This is a genomic window from Kitasatospora aureofaciens (assembly GCF_001188955.3).
In the GTDB taxonomy this organism is placed as follows: domain Bacteria; phylum Actinomycetota; class Actinomycetes; order Streptomycetales; family Streptomycetaceae; genus Kitasatospora; species Kitasatospora aureofaciens.
Map to the genome: position 1 here is coordinate 103,845 of NZ_JPRF03000024.1, position 18,826 is coordinate 122,670.

15 protein-coding genes and 1 pseudogene are annotated in these 18,826 nt (G+C 74.1%); 8 read left to right on the plus strand and 8 right to left on the minus strand.

Annotated elements, in window-relative coordinates; genetic code table 11:
• Positions 1 to 79 precede the first annotated feature (79 nt).
• Genes HS99_RS17190 through HS99_RS17205 form a run of 4 tightly spaced genes read left to right on the plus strand, consistent with a single transcriptional unit; the run spans position 80 to position 6,535 of the window.
• Positions 80 to 1,786 (plus strand): acyclic terpene utilization AtuA family protein, encoded by a 1,707-nt coding sequence (locus tag HS99_RS17190; protein WP_030550699.1) that lies wholly within the window; start codon positions 80 to 82, stop codon positions 1,784 to 1,786.
• Positions 1,783 to 3,381 carry an acyl-CoA carboxylase subunit beta gene (locus HS99_RS17195; protein WP_030278827.1) on the plus strand — a complete coding sequence of 533 codons (1,599 nt, stop codon included), beginning with the start codon at positions 1,783 to 1,785 and terminating at the stop codon, positions 3,379 to 3,381. Before HS99_RS17190 ends, HS99_RS17195 begins: the two co-directional genes overlap by 4 nt.
• 14 nt (positions 3,382 to 3,395) lie before the next feature.
• Positions 3,396 to 5,330: an ATP-binding protein gene (locus HS99_RS17200; protein WP_030550692.1), complete on the plus strand. Its 1,935-nt coding sequence runs from the start codon at positions 3,396 to 3,398 to the stop codon at positions 5,328 to 5,330.
• A 32-nt stretch (positions 5,331 to 5,362) separates the two neighbouring features.
• A complete protein-coding gene (locus HS99_RS17205) occupies positions 5,363 to 6,535 on the plus strand; it encodes an acyl-CoA dehydrogenase family protein (protein WP_030550690.1) in 1,173 nt (390 codons plus the stop codon).
• 14 nt (positions 6,536 to 6,549) lie between these two features.
• On the opposite strand, the gene HS99_RS17210 is transcribed toward HS99_RS17205, so the two are convergent.
• Both HS99_RS17210 and HS99_RS17215 read right to left on the minus strand, forming a co-directional pair.
• On the minus strand, positions 6,550 to 7,236 hold the full coding sequence (locus tag HS99_RS17210; protein ID WP_043388143.1) for a class F sortase: 687 nt from the start codon (positions 7,234 to 7,236) through the stop codon (positions 6,550 to 6,552).
• Entirely contained in the window at positions 7,223 to 7,828 is a 606-nt protein-coding gene (locus HS99_RS17215) for a hypothetical protein (protein WP_232543019.1), read from the minus strand. Before HS99_RS17215 ends, HS99_RS17210 begins: the two co-directional genes overlap by 14 nt.
• A 212-nt stretch (positions 7,829 to 8,040) precedes the next feature.
• Here HS99_RS17215 and HS99_RS17220 point away from each other — a divergent pair, with 212 nt between their 5' ends.
• From HS99_RS17220 to HS99_RS17230, 3 genes are all read left to right on the plus strand, one after another.
• Positions 8,041 to 9,642 carry a 4-coumarate--CoA ligase family protein gene (locus HS99_RS17220; RefSeq protein ID WP_030550683.1) on the plus strand — a complete coding sequence of 534 codons (1,602 nt, stop codon included), beginning with the start codon at positions 8,041 to 8,043 and terminating at the stop codon, positions 9,640 to 9,642.
• 104 nt (positions 9,643 to 9,746) lie between these two features.
• Positions 9,747 to 10,367: a TetR/AcrR family transcriptional regulator gene (locus HS99_RS17225; RefSeq protein WP_030278809.1), complete on the plus strand. Its 621-nt coding sequence runs from the start codon at positions 9,747 to 9,749 to the stop codon at positions 10,365 to 10,367.
• A 144-nt stretch (positions 10,368 to 10,511) separates the two neighbouring features.
• Positions 10,512 to 12,977: a SpoIIE family protein phosphatase gene (locus tag HS99_RS17230; RefSeq protein ID WP_046385827.1), complete on the plus strand. Its 2,466-nt coding sequence runs from the start codon at positions 10,512 to 10,514 to the stop codon at positions 12,975 to 12,977.
• Between the two features lie 61 nt (positions 12,978 to 13,038).
• On the opposite strand, the gene HS99_RS17235 is transcribed toward HS99_RS17230, so the two are convergent.
• The 5 genes from HS99_RS17235 to HS99_RS17255 all read right to left on the minus strand — a co-directional run bounded on the left by HS99_RS17235 (position 13,039) and on the right by HS99_RS17255 (position 17,345).
• A complete protein-coding gene (locus HS99_RS17235; protein ID WP_078938632.1) occupies positions 13,039 to 14,607 on the minus strand; it encodes an MFS transporter in 1,569 nt (522 codons plus the stop codon).
• A 3-nt stretch (positions 14,608 to 14,610) separates the two neighbouring features.
• On the minus strand, positions 14,611 to 15,204 hold the full coding sequence (locus HS99_RS17240; RefSeq protein ID WP_046385826.1) for a TetR/AcrR family transcriptional regulator: 594 nt from the start codon (positions 15,202 to 15,204) through the stop codon (positions 14,611 to 14,613).
• A gap of 160 nt (positions 15,205 to 15,364) precedes the next feature.
• Positions 15,365 to 15,757, minus strand: coding sequence for a cell division protein SepF (locus HS99_RS17245; protein ID WP_050366974.1), 393 nt, complete (start codon positions 15,755 to 15,757; stop codon positions 15,365 to 15,367).
• A gap of 271 nt (positions 15,758 to 16,028) precedes the next feature.
• Positions 16,029 to 16,544 carry a DinB family protein gene (locus tag HS99_RS17250; protein ID WP_050366975.1) on the minus strand — a complete coding sequence of 172 codons (516 nt, stop codon included), beginning with the start codon at positions 16,542 to 16,544 and terminating at the stop codon, positions 16,029 to 16,031.
• A 63-nt stretch (positions 16,545 to 16,607) separates the two neighbouring features.
• Complete coding sequence (locus HS99_RS17255; RefSeq protein WP_223886155.1) at positions 16,608 to 17,345, minus strand: TVP38/TMEM64 family protein; 738 nt, start codon at positions 17,343 to 17,345, stop codon at positions 16,608 to 16,610.
• Positions 17,346 to 17,695: 350 nt separating this feature from the next.
• Here HS99_RS17255 and HS99_RS17260 point away from each other — a divergent pair.
• Positions 17,696 to 18,013: pseudogene (locus tag HS99_RS17260) on the plus strand (response regulator transcription factor); the annotation flags it as partial.
• Here the strand turns inward: HS99_RS17260 and HS99_RS17265 are convergent.
• The gene (locus HS99_RS17265) at positions 18,000 to 18,557 is read right to left on the minus strand and encodes a HEAT repeat domain-containing protein (RefSeq protein ID WP_030278794.1); all 558 of its coding nucleotides are present in this window, start codon (positions 18,555 to 18,557) and stop codon (positions 18,000 to 18,002) included. The pseudogene HS99_RS17260 and the gene HS99_RS17265 overlap by 14 nt on opposite strands.
• Positions 18,558 to 18,826: the final 269 nt, after the last annotated feature.

The following is an 18,826-nucleotide window of genomic DNA, read 5'->3' on the forward strand; positions in this document are numbered from 1 at the left end:
TTTTTCTTCGGCCGGTGCCACGCTGCTGCGCGGCGGCATGCGTGCGGGGTGTCGTCAACCCACCGGCAGGGGAGGCGCTTTGGCGCGCACGAGCTCGGTACTGCGGATCGGCAACGCCTCGGGGTTCTACGGGGACCGCTTCGCGGCGGTGCGGGAGATGCTGACGGGTGGGCCGCTGGACGTGCTCACCGGGGACTACCTCGCCGAGCTGACCATGCTGATCCTGGCGCGGGACCGGCTGAGGGATCCGTCGCTCGGGTACGCGCGGACGTTCCTGCGCCAGATGGAGGAGTGCCTCGGGCTGGCCCGGGAGCGGGGCGTGCGGATCGTGGTGAACGCGGGCGGCCTCAACCCGGCCGGGCTCGCCGAGCAACTGCGGGTGTTGGCGCAGCGCCTGGGGGTACCGACCGCCGTCGCCCATGTCGAGGGCGACGACCTGCTGCCGCGCCGGGAGGAACTCGGGCTGCCGGAGAGGGCGTTGGCCGCCAACGCCTACCTCGGCGGGTTCGGGATCGCCGAATGCCTGGCCAGGGGCGCGGACGTGGTGGTGACCGGACGGGTGACCGACGCCGCGCTGGTCGCCGGGCCCGCGATCGCCCACTTCGGCTGGACCGCCGCCGACCTTGACGCCCTCGCCGGGGCGGTGGTGGCCGGGCACGTGCTGGAGTGCGGCGCCCAGGCCACCGGCGGCAACTACGCCTTCTTCGGCGAGCACGACGTGGACCACCCCGGCTTCCCGCTGGCCGAGTTGCACCCGGACGGCTCCAGCGTGATCACCAAGCACCCCGGTACCGGCGGAGCCGTCACGATCGGCACCGTCACGGCCCAACTCCTCTACGAGACCGGCGGACCGCACTACCTCGGCCCCGACGTCACGGCCCGGCTGGACACCGTCCGGCTCACCGAGGACGGCCCGGACCGGGTGCGGATCGACGGCGTGCGCGGCGAGGCCCCGCCGCCCACCCTGAAGGTCGGCTGCAACAGCCTGGGCGGCCACCGCAACGAGGTGGTGTTCGTGCTCACCGGCCTGGACATCGAGGCCAAGGCCGCCCTCGTGCAACGCCAGTTCGCCGCCGCGCTGCCGCCCGAGGGCCGCCCGGCCGAGCTGCGCTGGACCCTCGCCCGCACCGACCACCCGGACGCCCCCACCGAGGAGGCCGCCTCGGCCCTGCTCCGGCTGACCGCCCGCGACCGGGACCCGGCCAAGGTCGGCCGTGAACTCGGCAAGGCAGCAGTCGAGTTGGGTCTCGCAGGCTACCCCGGATTCCACCTCACCGCCCCGCCCGGCCCGGGCGCGCCGTACGGGGTGTTCAGCGCCGCGTACGCGGACGCCAAGCTGGTCGAGCACACCGCCGTACTGCCGGACGGCCGCCGGATCGCCGTCCCGCCCGCCCCCGTCACCGGCCAACCGGCCGATGTTCATGAGGAGTTGCCCGACCCGCTGCCGCCGGGCCCGACCCGCCGCGCCCCCCTCGGGATGCTGCTCGGTGCCCGCAGCGGCGACAAGGGCGGCGACGCCAACCTTGGCGTCTGGGCCCGCACCGAGGACGCCTGGCGCTGGCTCGCGCACACCCTCACCGTCGAGAAGCTGCGCGAACTCCTGCCCGAGACGGCGGAGTCGCCCGTCGCCCGGCACCTGCTGCCGAACCTCAGGGCGGTCAACTTCACCCTCGCCGGCCTGCTCGGCGAGGGCGTCGCCGCCCAGCACCGTTTCGACCCCCAGGCCAAGGCCCTGGGGGAGTGGCTGCGCTCGCGCCACGTGGACATTCCGGAGGTTCTGCTGTGACCGCCCTGCCCACCCGTGTCGATCCGGCCGGGCCCGAGTACGCCGAGCACCGGGCCGCGATGATCGCCAAGCTGGCCGCCCTGGACGGCGAGCACGCCAAGGCGCTGGCCGGCGGCGGTCCCAAGTACGTGGAGCGCCACCGCCGGCGGGGCAAGCTGCTGGCCCGGGAGCGGATCGAGCTGCTGGTCGACGAGGACTCGCCGTTCCTGGAGCTGTCCCCGCTGGCGGCCTGGGGCAGCGACTACCCGGTGGGCGCGGCGCTGGTCACCGGCATCGGCGTGATCGAGGGAGTCGAGTGCGTGATCACCGCCAACGACCCGACGGTGCGCGGCGGAGCGAGCAATCCGTGGACCCTGCGGAAGGCGCTGCGGGCCAACGAGATCGCGCTGACCAACCGCCTCCCGCTGGTCAACCTGGTCGAGTCGGGCGGTGCCGACCTGCCCAGCCAGAAGGAGATCTTCATCCCGGGCGGGGCCCTGTTCCGCGACCTCACCCGGCTGTCCGCCGCGGGAATCCCCACCGTGGCCGTGGTGTTCGGCAACTCGACGGCCGGCGGCGCCTACGTGCCGGGCATGTCCGACCACACCGTGCTGGTCAAGGAGCGCGCCAAGGTCTTCCTCGGCGGCCCGCCGCTGGTCAGGATGGCCACCGGCGAGGAGGCCGACGACGAGTCGCTGGGCGGCGCCGAGATGCACGCCCGCACCTCCGGCCTGGCCGACCACTTCGCGGTGGACGAGCGGGACGCGCTGCGGATCGCCCGCCGGATCGTCGCCCGGCTCGACCACCGCAAGCCGGGCCCGGACCCGGACCGGTTCGCCGAGCCGCCGAAGTACGACGAGGAGGAGCTGCTCGGCATCGTCCCGGGGGACCTCAAGGTGCCCTTCGACCCGCGCGAGGTGATCGCCCGGATCGTCGACGGCTCCGACTTCGACGAGTTCAAGCCGCTCTACGGCACCAGCCTGGCCACCGGCTGGGCCCGGCTGCACGGCTACCCGGTGGGCATCCTGGCCAACGCCCAGGGCGTGCTGTTCAGCGCGGAGTCCCAGAAGGCCGCGCAGTTCATCCAGTTGGCGAACCAGCGCAGCACCCCGCTGCTGTTCCTGCACAACACCACCGGCTACATGGTCGGCAGGGACTACGAGCAGGGCGGCATCATCAAGCACGGCGCGACGATGATCAACGCCGTGGCCAACTCGAAGGTCCCGCACCTGTCCGTGCTGATGGGCGCCTCCTACGGGGCCGGCCACTACGGGATGTGCGGCCGGGCGTACGAGCCGCGCTTCCTGTTCTCCTGGCCGAGCGCCAAGTCCGCCGTGATGGGACCGCAGCAGCTCGCCGGGGTGCTGTCGATCGTGGCCCGCCAGTCGGCCGCCGCCAAGGGGCAGCCGTACGACGAGGACGCCGACGCCGCGATCCGGGCGATGGTCGAGCAGCAGATCGAGGCGGAGTCGCTGCCGGTCTTCCTGTCCGGCCGGCTCTACGACGACGGCGTGATCGACCCGCGCGACACCCGTACGGTGCTCGGCCTGTGCCTGTCCGCGATCCACAACGCGCCGGTCGAGGGCGCGCGCGGCTACGGCGTCTTCCGAATGTGAGAGGGCTACCGACCATGACCACGATCACCAACCTGCTGGTCGCCAACCGGGGCGAGATCGCCCGCCGGGTGTTCCGCACCTGCCGGGAGCTCGGCATCGCGACCACCGCCGTGCACTCCGACCCGGACGCCGGCGCCCCGCACGTCCGGGAGGCCGACGCCGCCGTCCGGCTGCCCGGCGCGGCGCCCGCAGACACCTACCTGCGCGGCGAGCTGATCGTGCGGGCCGCGCTGGAGGCCGGGGCCGACGCCGTCCACCCGGGGTACGGGTTCCTCTCCGAGAGCGCCGAGTTCGCGCGGGCCGTGCTGGACGCGGGCCTGGTGTGGGTCGGCCCGCCGCCGGCCGCGATCGCCGCGATGGGCTCCAAGACCGCCGCCAAGCGGCTGATGGCCGCGGCCGGGGTGCCCGTTCTGGGGGCTTTGGACGAGCCGGCCGAGGCCGACCTCCCGGTGCTGGTCAAGGCCGCGGCGGGCGGCGGAGGCCGTGGCATGCGCGTCGTCCGGGACCTCGCGGACCTGCCCGCCGAGATCGAGGCGGCCCGGGCGGAGGCGGCCAAGGCCTTCGGCTCGGACGAGGTGTTCTGCGAGCGCTATCTGCCCACCGGCCGGCACGTCGAGGTCCAGCTGCTGGCCGACGCCCACGGCACGGTCTGGGCGGTCGGGGACCGCGACTGCTCGCTTCAGCGGCGGCACCAGAAGGTGATCGAGGAGGCCCCGGCGCCCGGCCTGCCGGCGGACGTACGGGCCGAGCTGCACACGGCGGCGGTGAACGCCGCCCGGGCGATCGGCTACGTCGGCGCCGGGACCGCCGAGTTCCTGCTCACCGAGGACGGCCGGTTCTTCTTCCTGGAGATGAACACCCGCCTCCAGGTCGAGCACCCGGTCACCGAGGCGGTCACCGGCCTGGACCTGGTCGCGCTCCAACTCACCGTCGCCGAGGGGGAGGAGCTGCCCTCGGCCGCTCCGCCGCCGACCGCCGGCCACGCGATCGAGGCCCGGCTGTACGCGGAGGACCCGGCCAAGGACTGGCAGCCCGCGACCGGGACCCTGCACCGGCTCGAACTCGACTCGGAGCACACGGAGTTCGGCAACGGCGCGGTGCGGCTGGACTCCGGTGTGGAGCCCGGAAGCGAGATCACCCCGCACTACGACGCGATGCTCGCCAAGGTGATCGTCCGGGCGCCGACCCGAGCCGCCGCCGCCCGCCGGCTGGCCGACGTGCTCGCCCGCGCCCGGATCCACGGCCCGGCCACCAACCGGGAGTTGCTGGTCCGCGCGCTGCGGCACCCGGCCTTCCTCGCCGCGCACCTGCACACCGGCTTCCTCGCCGAGCACGCGGCCGAACTCACCGCCCCCGACGCCAGGAGCGCCGGGCGCGCCGCCCTGGCCGCCGCCCTCGCCGAGGCGGCAGCCCGCCGGACCGCCCTGCCGTCCGGCTGGCGCAATCTGCCCTCCCAGCCCCAGTCCAGGCGCTACCGGGCCGCGGACGGAGAGGAGTTGGAGGTCCGCTACCGCCGGACCAGGGCCGGCCTGGAGACCGACGGCCACGGCGACGTCGAACTCGTGGACGCCACCGCGGACCTGGTCGTGCTGCGCGAGGGAGCGGTCCAACGCCCTTACGCCGTAGCCCGCTACGGCGACCGGGTCCACGTCGACACCCCGACCGGCAGCATCGCGCTCACCGCGCTGCCGCGATTCCCCGACCCCACCGTCCGCACGGACCCGGGCGCCCTGCTCGCCCCGATGCCCGGCACCGTCCTGCGCACCGCCGCCGCCGTCGGCGACACCGTCACCGCCGGGCAGCCGCTGCTCGTGTTGGAGGCGATGAAGATGGAGCACCGCGTCACCGCCCCCGCCGACGGCATCCTGGCCGAACTTCGCGTCGCCCCCGGCGAACAGGTCGAGCTCGGCACCCTGCTCGCCGTCGTCAAGTCCACCGAACCGGCCTGAGACCCCCGTACAGCCTGAGGAAGGACCCCCGCATGTCCGGCATCGGCAGTCAGCTCCTCGAAACCCCCGAACGCACCGCCCTGCGCAAGGCCGTCGGCGACCTCGGCCGCCGCTACGGCTCCGCCTACTACCTCGCCAAGGCCAGGGCCGGCGAGCCCGCCGACGAACTGTGGGCGGAGGCCGGCAAGGCCGGCTACCTGGGCGTCAACCTGCCCGCCGAGTACGGCGGCGGAGGCGGCGGCATCAGCGACCTCGCCATCGTCCTGGAGGAACTCGGCACCGCGGGCTGCCCGTTGCTGCTGCTGATCGTCTCCCCGGCGATCTGCGGCACGGTGATAGCCCGCTACGGCACCGAGGAGCAGAAGCAGCGCTGGCTGCCCGGTCTGGCCGACGGCAGCCGCCGGATGGCCTTCGGCATCACCGAGCCGGACGCCGGCAGCAACTCGCACCGGATCTCCACCGTCGCCCGCCGGGACGGCGAGGACTGGCTGCTGACCGGCCGCAAGGTGTTCGTCTCGGGCATCGACCACTCGGACGCCGTGCTGTTCGTCGCCCGCACCGAGGACGCACGCACCGGCAAGCTCAAGCCCTGCCTGTTCGTCGTGCCACGGGACACCCCCGGCTTCGAGTACCGGGCGATCCCGATGGAACTCGTCGCCCCCGAGAAGCAGTTCCAGGTCTTCCTGGACGACGTCCGGCTGCCCGCCGACGCCCTGGTCGGCGACGAGAACGCCGGCCTGCTCCAGCTGTTCGCCGGCCTCAACCCGGAGCGCGTCCTCACCGCCGCCTTCTCGCTGGGCCTGGCCCGCCAGGCGCTCGGGAAGGCGGTGGAGTACGCGAAGACCCGTACCGTCTGGTCCACCCCGATCGGCGCCCACCAGGGCCTGGCGCACCCGCTGGCCCAGTGCGCGGTGGAGATCGAGCTGGCCCGGCTGATGACCCAGAAGGCCGGGCTGCTCTACGACGCGGGCGAGGACGTCGCCGCGGGGGAGGCGGCGAACATGGCCAAGTACGCCGCCGGGGAGGCCGCCGCCCGGACGGTCGACCAGGCGGTGCAGACCCTCGGCGGCAACGGCCTCACCCAGGAGTACGGCCTGGGCGCCCTGCTGGCCGCCACGCGGGTCGGCAGGGTCGCCCCGGTCAGCCGGGAGATGGTGCTCAACTACGTCGCCCAGCACACCCTCGGCCTGCCGAAGTCGTACTGATCCGGCAAACCGGTCTAGCGGGTTTTCGACAGGTGGGCGAACACGACGGTGTTGGACTCGTACCCGGTCTTCCGGTCGAACTTCCCGCCGCAGGTGATCAGCCGGAGCTCGGCCCGCTCGGTGGGGCCGTACACCAGGGCGTCGGGGAAGTCCCGCTTCGGGATGACCCGGACCGAGTCGACGGTGAACACCGCGACGCGGCGGTCCTTGCGGCTCACCTCGACGGTGTCGCCCACGCGCAGCAGTCCGAGCCGGTAGAACACGGCCGGTCCGCTGCGGGTGTCGGCGTGGCCGACCACGAGGGCGTTCCCGGCGGCGCCGGGCGCGGTGCCGTCCCGGTACCAGCCGGTCAGGTTGCGCTGGTCCGTCGGCGGGGTGTCCAGCTGCTGGGAGGGGGTCAGCCCGAGGCCGGTCACCGGGGCGTCGACCTTGATCGCGGGAATCCGGATCCGGGTCGGCACCGAGGCCGCCAGCGGCGGGACGGCGGGTGCCGGGGTCGGCTTCGCCGTCCCGGTCGGGGCGGCGGTCGGGGCGGTGGACGCCGGCGGTACCGGGGCGGGCAGCGGTGGGCCGCCGAGGCCGTCGGTGCCGTCATGGAGGAGCCAGCCGCCGCCGGCCGCCAGGACCAGCGCGACGACCCCGGCCGCCATCGGGCCGGGGCCGCCGCGCCGGGCGCGCAGGGGGCGGTCAGGACGTGGCATTGCGTCCGGAGCGGCGGCGCGTCGCGCGGATCCAGAGCCCGGCGGCACCGGCCAGCAGGGCGGAGCCGCCGAGCACCTCGGCGGCGTCCGGTCCCGAGGTGCCGCCGCCGGTGCCCACTCCGCCGTGCGGTCCGCCGTGCGGCCCGCCGGGCAGGTGCGCGGGCAGCGGGGCCGAGGTGGCACAGGAGACGTCGAAGACCTTCTGCCTCGCCGCGCCGGTCTCACCCGCGAACGTCCATTCGAGCTTGTAGTGCCCGTCCGGGAGGGTCAGCGCGCTGGTCACGCCGGTGCCGTTGGCGAGGGTGATCGCCCCGGACTGGACCAGGGCGGTGCCGGTCGGCGGGGCCTGCTCGATCGTCCAGTTGACCAGCTGGAGGGTGTCGAAGTTGGAGGCGTCCAGGTAGAGCCGGCAGACCTTGAGCTGGTCGCGTTGGTCGGTCAGCGGCGTGCTGCTCTCGTGCACCTTGATGTCGCCGTTGTCGCCCGGCGCGGCCAGCGCGGCCGGCGCCGTACCGAGGGTGAGCGCGGCCGCGGCGGTGGCGGCGGCGAGCAGACGGCGGGAGGAGGGCAGATGGGCGGAGGGAGGTCTCACGGGGGTTGCTCCATGGTCCGAGGCCGCACCTCGGGGGTGGGCGGCCGTGCTGCAAACCGCCCGGTCGGGCGCCCTCCGGAGCAACCGCGCCACGCGTGCACCGCCCCGGGTTCCTCACAATGGCCGAGCCTGCCCCCTGACTGTCCGTATGCTCCTGAGCGCACCCCGGAACCACTTAGTTGTCGCGTCAACTTCCTTACTGGAGGCATGCCTTGGTCTTCCGAAGCGAGTTCCCGGACGTTCCCGACGTCGACCTGCCGATCCACGAAGCGGTACTGTCACCGGCCGCCGGGTACGGCGACCGGACGGCCCTGATCGACGGCCTCACCGGGGAGCGGGTCAGCTACGCCCGGCTCGCCGCCTCGGTCGAGCGGGTCGCCGCCGGGCTGGCCGAGGCGGGGGTGCGAAAGGGCGACGTGGTGGCGCTGTTCAGCCCGAACTCGATCGCCTACCCGGCGGCCTACTACGGCGCCAGCCGGGCCGGCGCCACCGTGACCACGGTGTCCTCGCTGAGCACCCCCGGCGAGCTGGCCGGCCAACTGGGCGACAGCGACGCCCGCTGGCTGATCACCGTCTCCCCGTTCCTGCCGACCGCCCGGGCGGCCGCCGACCTGCTCGCCGCCGCCGGCCGGCCGCTGACCGGGACGGTCGTCCTGGACGGCGCCGAGGGCCACCCCTCGCTCGCCGACCTGCTGGCCGCCACCGGCCCCGCCCCCGAGCCGGCCGTCGACCCGAGGGAGGACATCGCCGTCCTGCCGTACTCCAGCGGCACCACCGGCCTGCCCAAGGGCGTGATGCTCACCCACCGCTCGATCGCCACCAACCTCGCCCAGACCGACGCCCTCTACCGCCCCGCCGTGGGCGAACGGGTGCTCGCCGTACTGCCCTTCTTCCACATCTACGGCCTGACGGCGCTGCTCAACCAGCCGCTGCGGTGCGGCGCCACCGTGGTCGTGCTGCCCCGCTTCGACCTGGAGACGTTCTGCCGCGCGGTCGAGCAGCACCGGGTGCAGGGCCTGGTGGTCGCCCCGCCGATCGTCCTCGCGCTGGCCAGGCACCCGCTCGTGGACCGCTTCGACCTCTCCTCGGTGGAGTACCTGCTGTGCGCGGCCGCCCCCCTGGACCAGGAGCTCGCCGCGGCCTGCGCCCGCCGGCTGAACCTGCCGCACCTGCTCCAGGGCTACGGGATGACCGAGCTGTCACCCGTCACCCACGTGGTCTCCCCGACCGATCCCGCCCCCTCGCCCGGCTCGGTCGGCCGGCTCGTGCCCTCCACCGAACTGCGGGTCACCGCCCTGGACGGCTCCGGGGACGACCTCGGCCCGGGGGAGCGGGGCGAGCTGCTGATCCGCGGCCCCCAGGTGATGAAGGGGTACTTCGGCCGGCCCTGCGACACCGCCGCCGTGGTCGACGCCGAGGGCTGGCTGCACACCGGCGACATCGGCTACGTGGACGAACGCGGCTACCTGTTCGTCGTGGACCGGGTCAAGGAGCTGATCAAGTACAAGGGGTACCAGGTCGCCCCCGCCGAACTGGAGGCCGTGCTGCTCGGACACCCCTGGATCGCCGACGCCGCCGTGATCGGCGTCGCCGACGCCGACGGCACGGAGTGCCCCAAGGCCTTCGTGGTCCGCGTCCCGGGCACCGGCCTGACCGGGGAGGAGGTCGCCGACTACGTCGCCGGCCGGGTCGCCCCGTACAAGAAGGTGCGCGCGGTGGAGTTCGTGGACGCCGTCCCCAGGTCCGCGGCCGGCAAGATCCTGCGCCGCGAACTGCGCGCCCGCGAGGCCGACCGGGCCGGAGCCGCCTCCTGAAGGCCGGGACCCCCGGCGGACGGAGACCGCGGCCCGTCTGTGAGGATCGACCCGCCGCGCCCCCACCCGAACAGACCCCGTCGACACAGGAACCGCCACCCGACATGACCAGCCACCCCGCCGTCCGCACCCCCCAGCAGGACCGCAGCCGCGCGACCCGGGCCCGGCTGCTCGCGGCCGCCGTGGACTGCCTGGCCGAACTCGGCTGGCAGGGCTCCACCGTCAGCGTGGTCGCCGAACGGGCCGGCGTCTCCCGGGGCGCCGCCCAGCACCACTTCCCGACCCGCGAGGACCTGTTCACCGCGGCCGTCGAGCACGTCACCGCCGAGCGGCTGGCAGCCGTCCGCACCCACGCGGACGAACTGCCGGCCGCCGGCCCCGACCGCACCCGGGCCGTGGTCGACATGATCGTCCGCCTCTACACCGGCCCGCTGTTCCGCGCCGCCCTGCACCTGTGGACCGCCGCCGCCACCGAGGAGGCCCTGCGCGAGCGGATCATCGCCCTGGAGGGCCACGTCGGCCGGGAGGCCCACCGGGCCGCCGTGGAGTTCCTGGACGCCGACGAGAGCCGCCCCGGCGTGCGCGAATCGGTGCAGGCCACCCTCGACCTCGCCCGCGGACTCGGCCTGGCCAACCTGCTCACCGACGACAGCGTTCGACGTTCCGGTGTGATCCGGCAGTGGGCGGGCGTTCTGGAGAGTACGCTGCGGCCGGTACGCCCATGACGCCCGTACAACCGAGCGACCGGACGCCCCCTGGCCAAGGGGTCGCCGGGCGGCCGATGTCCGTGCAGTCTGGAGAAGAAACCCGGCCGGCACGGACCGTGAGGCCCCTCCGGCCGGGTACGAGCGAACCGGGGTGCTGCCTGAATGCACGGACACGAGTGGGACGCGACCAGCGCCGCCGGCCCCGCGCCGGACGGCGATGCCGCACGCCCGGAAGGCCACCGCCTCGTTCCGCTCGCCACGGCGCTGCTCCAGGCCGACGGACTGATCCTGCACTGGAGCGAGGACGCCGAGGCCCTGCTCGGGTACTCCGCCGAGGAGGCTGTCGGCAGCTACGCCGCCCGGCTGCTCACCGACGAGGCCGACCGGCCCGCCGTGCTCGACCTGTTCCAGCGGATCATGGCCGGCAACGGCTCCTCCTTCGTCTTCCCGGTCCGCCACCGCGACGGGCACCGGGTCGAGCTGGAGTTCCGCACCTACCCGATCGCCGGACCGGCCGGCACCCTGCTGCTGCTCGCCACCGCCTCCGACACCCGGGCCATCCACGCGATCGAGGCCGACCTCGCCGTGCTGGGCGGCATCTTCAGCCGCTCCCCGATCGGCATGGCCGTCTATGACACCGACCTGCGCTTCGTCCGGATCAACGAGGCACTGGCCCGGATGAACGGCGTCCCGGTCGCCGGCCACCTCGGCCGGCGGATATCCGCCGTCCTGCCCGGCATCAACACCGCCGAGATCGAACAGATCATGAGACAGGTGCTCAAGAGCGGCAAGCCCGTGGTCGACGCCCGCTCGCACGGCCGCGTCCCCGGCGACCCCCGACGGGACCACGCCTGGTCCGCCTCCTACTTCCGGCTGGAGGACTCCACCGGCAAGGTCTTCGGCGTCTGTTCCTCGATCATCGACGTCACCGAGCGCTTCCAGGCCGAGGCCCGCGCCGCCCGCGCCCAGGAACGCCTCGCCACCATCGCCGAGGCCACCGCCCGGATCGGCACCACCCTCGACCTCCAGCGCACCGCCGAGGAGCTGATCGAGGCGGTCGTCCCCCGGTTCGCCGACTTCGCCACCGTCGACCTGCTGGAACCGGTGCTGCGCGGCGCCGAGCCCACCCCGATCCCCTCCGACCGGTCGGTCACCCTGCGTGCCGTCGCCGTCGGGGAGAACTACGAGACCGGCCTCGCCCACGCGGTGGACGTCGTCGGCGAGACCTCCGAGTACGCCCCCGACCGCAGCTACACCCAGTGCCTGCGCAGCGGACGCCCGCTGCTGCGCGCCCACGTGGACGAGGAGGTGCTGCGCGGCCTGGTGTCCAGCGAGGACCGCGTCGCCCCCGGGATGGCCGCCGGCATCCACTCGTACCTGATGGTCCCGATCACCGCCCGGGGCATGGTGCTCGGCGGGTCCGAGTTCATCCGGATGCGCAACCCCGAGCCCTTCAACGAGGCCGACGTCGCACTTGCCGAGGAACTCGTCGCCCGCACCGCCCTGGCCCTCGACAACGCCCGGCTCTACCGCCGCGAACGGGAGACCGCCCTCACCCTCCAGCGCAGCCTCCTGCCGCAGGAGATCCACCGCACCCTCGGTCTGGAGATCGCCTACCGCTACCTGCCCAGCAGCGTGGTCAGCGAGGTCGGCGGCGACTGGTTCGACGTGGTCCCGCTCTCCTGCGGGCGGGTCGCCCTGGTGGTCGGCGACGTGATGGGCCACGGCATCCGGGCCGCCGCCACCATGGGCCAGCTGCGCACCGTCGCCCGGACCCTCGCCACCCTGGACATGCCGCCCGAGCAGGTCCTCACCCGGCTGGACGAAACCGCCTCGGGGATCGGCGAGGGCCAGTTCGCCACCTGCATCTGCGCCGTCTACGACCCGCTGGAGCGCACCGTCCAGGTCGCCTCGGCCGGGCACCTGCCGCCGGTCTGGGTGGGCACCGACGGCATCGCCCGCAGGGTTGAGGTGCCGCCGGGCGTTCCGCTGGGCGTCGGCGGGGTCGCCTTCGAGTCGACCGAGTTCACCTTCCCCGAGGGCGGCGTGCTCGCCCTCTACACCGACGGCCTGGTCGAGCGGCGCGGTCAGGACCTGGATGACGGCATCGACCTGCTGGCCGGAACCCTGGCCGGCCCCGGCCGGACGCTGGAGGAGACCTGCGACGCCGTGATCGGCGCCCTGGTCACCGACGGCACCGAGGACGACATCGCGATGATCATGGCCAGGGCGCTGCCGGTGCCCGCCGACCGGATCGCCACCCTGCCGCTCACCGGCGGCGGCAAGCTCCCCGGCACGGCCCGCCGCTTCACCCGCGCCACCCTGGAGGCCTGGGGCCTGAGCGCGCTCTCCGACTACGCCGAACTGCTGGTCAGCGAGCTGGTCACGAACGCCCTGCTACACGCCGAGGCGCCGCGCCGCCTGCGGCTGTTCCACGACCGGGTGCTCACCGTCGAGGTCTCGGACGCCGGTGGCGCCACCCCGCAGCTGCGCCCCTTCGCCGAGCAGGACGAGGGCGGACGCGGGATGTTCCTGGTCAGCGAGCTGGCCCAGCGCTGGGGCAGCCGGCTGACCAGGGACGGCAAGGTGGTCTGGGCGGAGCTGGAGCTGCCCTTCGGGGTCTCGTAGCCGACGCCGCACGTGCGAGAACGGCCGTTCCCGAATCCGGAACAGCCGTTCTCCCGCCTTTCTAGGCGGGCACCCGCTGGGGCTGCTCGGGCCGGGCGTGTTCGGTCGGCCCGGCCGGCGTCGGCGCGGACCGGCCGCGCAGCAGCCACCAGGCCAGCGCGGCCGCGCCGGCCAGCAGCACCCCGGCCAGCAGCCCGGCGCTGTTCAGGCCGTGGACGAAGGAGTCCTTCGCGCTCGCCAGCAGCGGCTGCGCCAGCTCCGGCGGCAGCCCCCGTGCCGTCTCCACGGCCGCGCCCAGCGACTCCCCGGCCCGGGCGGCGACCTCCGGGGAGGCCCCGGCCGGGACGGACAGCCCGTTCGTGTAGATCGAGCCGACCACCGAGCCGACCAGCGCGATGCCGAGCGCGGTGCCCAGCTCGTACGCCGTCTCGGAGACCGCCGAGGCGGCCCCGGCCTTGTCGGCGGGAGCGGCGGTCAGCACCAGGTCGGCGCCGAGGGTGTAGACCACGCCCTCGGCCGTGCCGGTCACCAGGAAGGAGACGGCCAGCAGCAGGTAGGTGGTGTCCTGCTCCATCCAGCCCAGCCCGCCCGTGGCCAGGCCCATCGCCAGCAGACTGACGGCCAGGGCCCGGCGCGCGCCGAAGCGCCGGGCGATCCGGGCGGTCAGCAGCCCGCCGGCCACCGAACCGGCGAAGGCCGGCAGCTCCGCCAGGCCCGCCTGGAGCGGGTCGTAGCCGCGCACCAGCTGGAGGTACTGGGAGACCACGAAGATCACGCCGGACAGGCCGACCAGCGAGATCAGCGAGGCCGTGGCGGCGGCGGTGAACCGGCGGTCCCGGAACAGCCGGACGTCCAGCAGCGGGGTCTCCAGCCGCAGCTGGCGGCGGACGAAGAGGGCCAGCGCGGCGGCGCCCAGCAGGAAGGTGACCGGCACGTCCCAGCGGGCGGGGCCGTGCGCGGCGCCCTCCTTGACCGCGTACACCACGCCGATCACGCCGGCCATCGACAGCGCGACGCTCAGCACGTCCCAGCGCCCCGGCTTCGGGTCCCGGGACTCCGGCAGCAGCCAGGCGCCGGACACCAGCAGCAGGGCCAGCACCGGGATGTTCAGCAGGAACACCGAACCCCACCAGAAGTACTCCAGCAGCAGCCCGCCGACCACCGGGCCGAGCGCGGCACCGGCGGTGGCGGCCGCGCCCCAGACGCCGATCGCGGTGGCCCGCTCCCGGTCGTCCGGGAACAGCCCGCGGATCAGCGAGAGGGTGGAGGGCATGATCGTCGCCCCGGCGACACCGAGCAGCGCCCGGGCCAGGATCAGCCAGCCCGGGCCCGGGGCGTACGCGGCCAGCAGCGAGGCGGCCCCGAAGGCGGTGGCGCCGGTCAGCAGCAGCTTCTTGCGCCCGATCCGGTCGCTCAGGGCGCCCATGCTGACCAGCAGGCCGGCCAGCACGAAGGAGTAGGAGTCGCCGATCCACAGCAGCTGGGTGCCGCTGGGGCGCAGCGTCTCGCTGATGGAGGGGAGGGCGAGGGAGAGCACGGTCGCGTCCAGGGCGACCACGGTGACGGCCAGTACCAGGACGGCGAGGCCGGTCCAGCGCTGGCGGGCGGTCAGGACGGGGGTACCACTCATGGGTTATCGGTTTCCGGTTTCCGGTCCGAGGTGCTGTGGGTTCGAAGGAGTGGGGTCCCGGCGCAGCGCGCCGCCGAGGAAGAGCTCGGCGAGGGAGAAGGCGGCGTCGCGCGGGGCGAGCCGGCCGTCCTGGATGGCCCAGCCGATCCCGGCCACCAGGTCGAAGAAGGCCTCGCTCAGCCAGGCCGCGCTCAGCTCGATCCGGAAGACGCCCTCGCGCTGGCCGCGCAGGAAGAGCGCGTGCAGCCGGTCGATCTGGACCTCCCAGAGGTCGTTGATCTCGTCGTCGTCGTAGAGCTGGTTCTCGCCCGCCAGGAAGGCGCAGAGCATGGCGTCCGGGACGGCGGCGTCCACCAGGCGGCGCAGGGCCGTCCGGGCGTCGCCCTCCTCGACGGCGGCGGTGTCCAGTGCGGCGGCGAAGCGTTGCAGGCCGAGCCGGCCGACGTCGCGGATCAGCGCGTCGCGGCCCGGGAACAGCCGGTGCAGGGTGGCCCGGCTGATGCCCGCGGCGCGGGCGATCTCGTCCAGGTGGGCGGTGGGGCGGCGGGACAGCACGCCGACGGCGGCTTCCAGAACGGTGTCACGGTCGGTGGCCATGAGTCGAGTGTAGGCCAGATGAGACATTCATGTCTCATATTTGTTCTGCTGGTCTCAGCTGCGCCATAGGAGAATCGAACGCGGACCGCAAAAACCGGGGGCGGCTGGGGTGCCGCCCCCGGTGGGGGTGCTGCGGGCCGTCCGGCCCGCGCCGCTCCGGTCAGCTCTGGTTGTAGAACCCGGTCTCGTCCAGCGGTCGGTCGATCACCATCACCTCGACGTCCGCCGGGGTGAGCAGGAAGACCCGGCGGGCGATCCGCTCGATGCCGCCCCGGGTGCCGAAGATCAGCCCGGAGGCGAAGTCGACCATGCGCTTGGCCTCGGCCTCGTCCATCTCGGTGAGGTCCATGACCACCGGGGTGCTCGCCCGGATGTGCTCACCGACCGTGCGGGCCGCCTCGAAGCCCGTCGGCCGCAGGGAGACGATCTTCGCGGGCGCGGGGACGGCGGGCACCGTCTCCTGATCCACCCACTCGTCGTCGTACACCGCGGCCGGGTAGTTCCCGGAGGGCATCAGCCACCCGTTGTGGTGCTCGTCGCGAAGTGCTCCCATGCCGCGCCTCCCTGCCTCGTCCCGTCTGGTCCCCCCGGGGGGTGCGTGTCCTTCTTGACACGTCATCCACTCGTCGGAACTGTCCGAGTATCGCACTGTTCACCGGTCCCGTGCCCGCTCGCGGCCCCCGTACGAGTCGTGCCGCACCGGAAACCCGGGCGGACCCGGGCAAAGACAGCGACGCGGCACGGCGCGGTACGGTTGCGCGCGTAGACCATATCGGTAGCGGTCACGGGGTAACTGACCCTCTGTCAACAATGCGGAAACGATTTCACTCGCCGGTCGAACCGTCCACCAGCTCCCGCAACAGATCCGCGTGCCCGTTGTGCCGCGCGTACTCCTCGATCATGTGGACGAGGATCCAGCGGAGCGTCACCTCCTGGTCCTGGCGCGCCCGCTTGCCGACGGTGTCCAGCGGCTGGCCGGCAACCGCCCGGCTGGCGGCCTCGATCTCGGCGCGCCAGGTGGCGAAGTCGGCGGCGACGTCGGCGGTGTCGACGTGGTCGAAGTCGCCGTCAGGGTCCGCCTCGGTCCAGTAGTGGCCGGTGGCGAACTCCTCGCCGAGCAGGACGCCCTGGAACCAGTGCCGTTCGACCTCGGCCATGTGCCGGACCAGACCGAGCAGGGAGAGCGTGGACGGCGGGACCGAGCGCAGCCGCAGCTGGTCGTCGGTCAGGCCCTCGCACTTCAGGGCGAGGGTGCTGCGGTGGTAGTCGAGCCAGGAGGTGAGCATGGCGGCCTCGTCGGCGGCCATCGGCGGGTCCACCCGCGGAGTGAGTTCGGTCATGCGGGACATCGTGGCCCCGATGGCGCGCAGGCGCGAGCGAATTGCGGGGGCGCGAGCGAGGCGTCAGCCGGCCTGCGCCCGGCGGCGGGCCGCGGCCGCCCGCCAGAGCCCGACCAGGCTGCCCAGCACCAGCAGGGCGATCACCCCGGCCGAGACCAGGAACGCGGCCGAGCCCGGCTGGTCCGCGCTGGCCGCGGCGACGACGTACACGGCGGTGGTCGGCACCACGCCGATCGCGGTGGCGAACAGGAAGGGCAGGAAGCGGACCCCGGAGAAGGCCGCGCCGTAGTTGCCCGCCTGGAACGGCAGCCCGGGCAGCAGCCGAAGCACCAGGACGCTGCGGAAGCCCTGGTCGGTGAAGCGCCGGTCGAGGGCGCCGAGCACCTTGCCGCGCAGGTACGGCCGCAGCGCCTCCCGGCCCAGCCCCCGGCCGAGCGCGAAGGCCAGGGCCGCGCCCAGCGTGGTGCCGAGCACCGCGAGCAGCACCCCCTGCTGGATGCCCAGCAGAAGCCCGGCCGCGGCGTTCAGCGCGGGGCGCGGCACGAAGGCGAGCGTCCCGACCGCGTAGACGAGGGTGAACAGCGGGGCGAACCAGTAACCGGGCATCCGGTGCGCCAGCCCGCCGGAGAGCAGGTCGGTCGGGCTCCACAGCAGCAGCGAGCCGGCGCAGGCCCCCAGCAGCACCACCAGCAGGCCGAACCGCCACCAGGCCGAGCGGGCCGGGTGCCGCCCGCCGTGGGCGGCGGGCTCGGCGGGCTCTTCGGCGGTCGGCGCGGCGGAGGTCGTCAGGGCTGCGGGCACGGCGAGAGCCTAACCGGTCGCGGGAGCGGGGCCGGTCGGGGCAGGGCCGACGCCGGTGATCGCGATCGGCATGACGGCGGGTGGGGCTCTACCCGGGGCGCAGGGGTCCGGCTGGACGCACACCTGGGTGGGTCTGGCCGCACTCCCGGGCCGGACCGGGGCGGACGGGGGTTCCGCGCGGTGCACAGTGGGCGCACCGACGGAAGACGAGGAAGGGCTCCTGGGGAAGCTGGGCGGGTGGGCGACGGAGGCCGCGACGGGGTTCCCGCGGGCGTGCGCGGTCGCGGCGGTGACCCTGCTGGTCCCGGCCGTGTGGGCGGGCTCGGTGGTGCTGGGGTGGTCCTGGGGGCTTCGACGCCGACCAGTTCATCGGTTCGCTGGAGCGGGTCGCGGCCGGCGGCACGGCGATGGACCCGGCGGTGATCGCCAAGCTGCTGTCCGCGAGCCCACCGGAGCGAGGGCTCAGCCAGCTCACCGAGCGCGAGTACCAGGTGCTCGGGCTGATGGCGGAGGGACTGTCCAACCAGGCCATCGGGCGGCGGCTGTTCCCCAGTGACAGCGCGGTCGGCAAGTACACCACCTCGATGTTCGGCAAGCTCCGCATCGCGGACGACGACGACACCAACCGCCGCGTCCGGGCCGCGCTCACCTACCTCAACCAGCCCTGAGGCTCCGTCCGGCGCGTGGCGCGGTCCGTCGGTGGATGGGCCCGCCGGGGGCGTACCAGCCCGCCTTCTTGCGGACGGCCGGGCTCGGGTCGCCGGCCTGGCACGCCTGAAGGGCGGCGACGGCGCGGGCGTCGCTGTGGGCGAACTTGCCGACCAGTTCGGCGGCCCTGGCCCGGACCCGTGGGTCGGGGTCGTCGGCCAGGTGACGCAGCGCGGGTTCGAGGACCAGGCCCGCGCCCGGGGCGCAGGCGTCGTCCTTGCATCGGTCGCAGGCCAGGGCGTGGAAGGCGGCGACCCTGACCTCGGCGTCGGGGTCGTCGGCCATGGCGACGAGCAGGTCCATGGAGTCGGTGTCGACCAGGTGGTCCAGGAGGCGGCAGCAGCCCTCCCGGACGGCCGAGTGGTCATGGGACAGCCCGGCGCGGATCGCGCCCAGTGCGCCCGGCCCGCGCCGGAGCAGCTCGTGGTAGGCCGCCACGGTGCGCTGGGGATCGCCCAGGCAGGAGACCAGGGTTTCGTCGTCGGTCTTGAGGAATCCGAGCACGGCCCCAGTGTCGGACCGCAACGTCCGGCCGCGCAAAGGGATTTAGGCTCGGCGGAGGGAAGTCGGCCGACCGCCCCGGCCGGGCCGAAGCGGGGTGCGGTGGTGCGGAAGGCCTGGCGGCCGCCGAAGCAGAAGCCGAGAGCGACCACCTCGGCGGGGCCGACGGTGCACAGCCGCTCCAGGGCGGCCGTGAGGTCGGCCCGCGCCGGTCGCGGAAAACCGCCGGGCGCTGGGGTGCGCTCGGCGGTCGGCGATATCAGCGGGAATTT

Excerpts from the sequence above, each read along its gene's own strand:
- HS99_RS17200 (WP_030550692.1), top strand. The coding sequence starts at position 3,396 with ATGACCACGATCACCAACCTGCTGGTCGCCAACCGGGGCGAGATCGCC.
- HS99_RS17205 (WP_030550690.1), top strand. The coding sequence starts at position 5,363 with ATGTCCGGCATCGGCAGTCAGCTCCTCGAAACCCCCGAACGCACCGCC.
- HS99_RS17210 (WP_043388143.1), bottom strand. The coding sequence starts at position 7,236 with ATGCCACGTCCTGACCGCCCCCTGCGCGCCCGGCGCGGCGGCCCCGGC.
- HS99_RS17225 (WP_030278809.1), top strand. The coding sequence starts at position 9,747 with ATGACCAGCCACCCCGCCGTCCGCACCCCCCAGCAGGACCGCAGCCGC.
- HS99_RS17230 (WP_046385827.1), top strand. The coding sequence starts at position 10,512 with ATGCACGGACACGAGTGGGACGCGACCAGCGCCGCCGGCCCCGCGCCG.
- HS99_RS17235 (WP_078938632.1), bottom strand. The coding sequence starts at position 14,607 with ATGAGTGGTACCCCCGTCCTGACCGCCCGCCAGCGCTGGACCGGCCTC.
- HS99_RS17240 (WP_046385826.1), bottom strand. The coding sequence starts at position 15,204 with ATGGCCACCGACCGTGACACCGTTCTGGAAGCCGCCGTCGGCGTGCTG.
- HS99_RS17245 (WP_050366974.1), bottom strand. The coding sequence starts at position 15,757 with ATGGGAGCACTTCGCGACGAGCACCACAACGGGTGGCTGATGCCCTCC.
- HS99_RS17250 (WP_050366975.1), bottom strand. The coding sequence starts at position 16,544 with ATGACCGAACTCACTCCGCGGGTGGACCCGCCGATGGCCGCCGACGAG.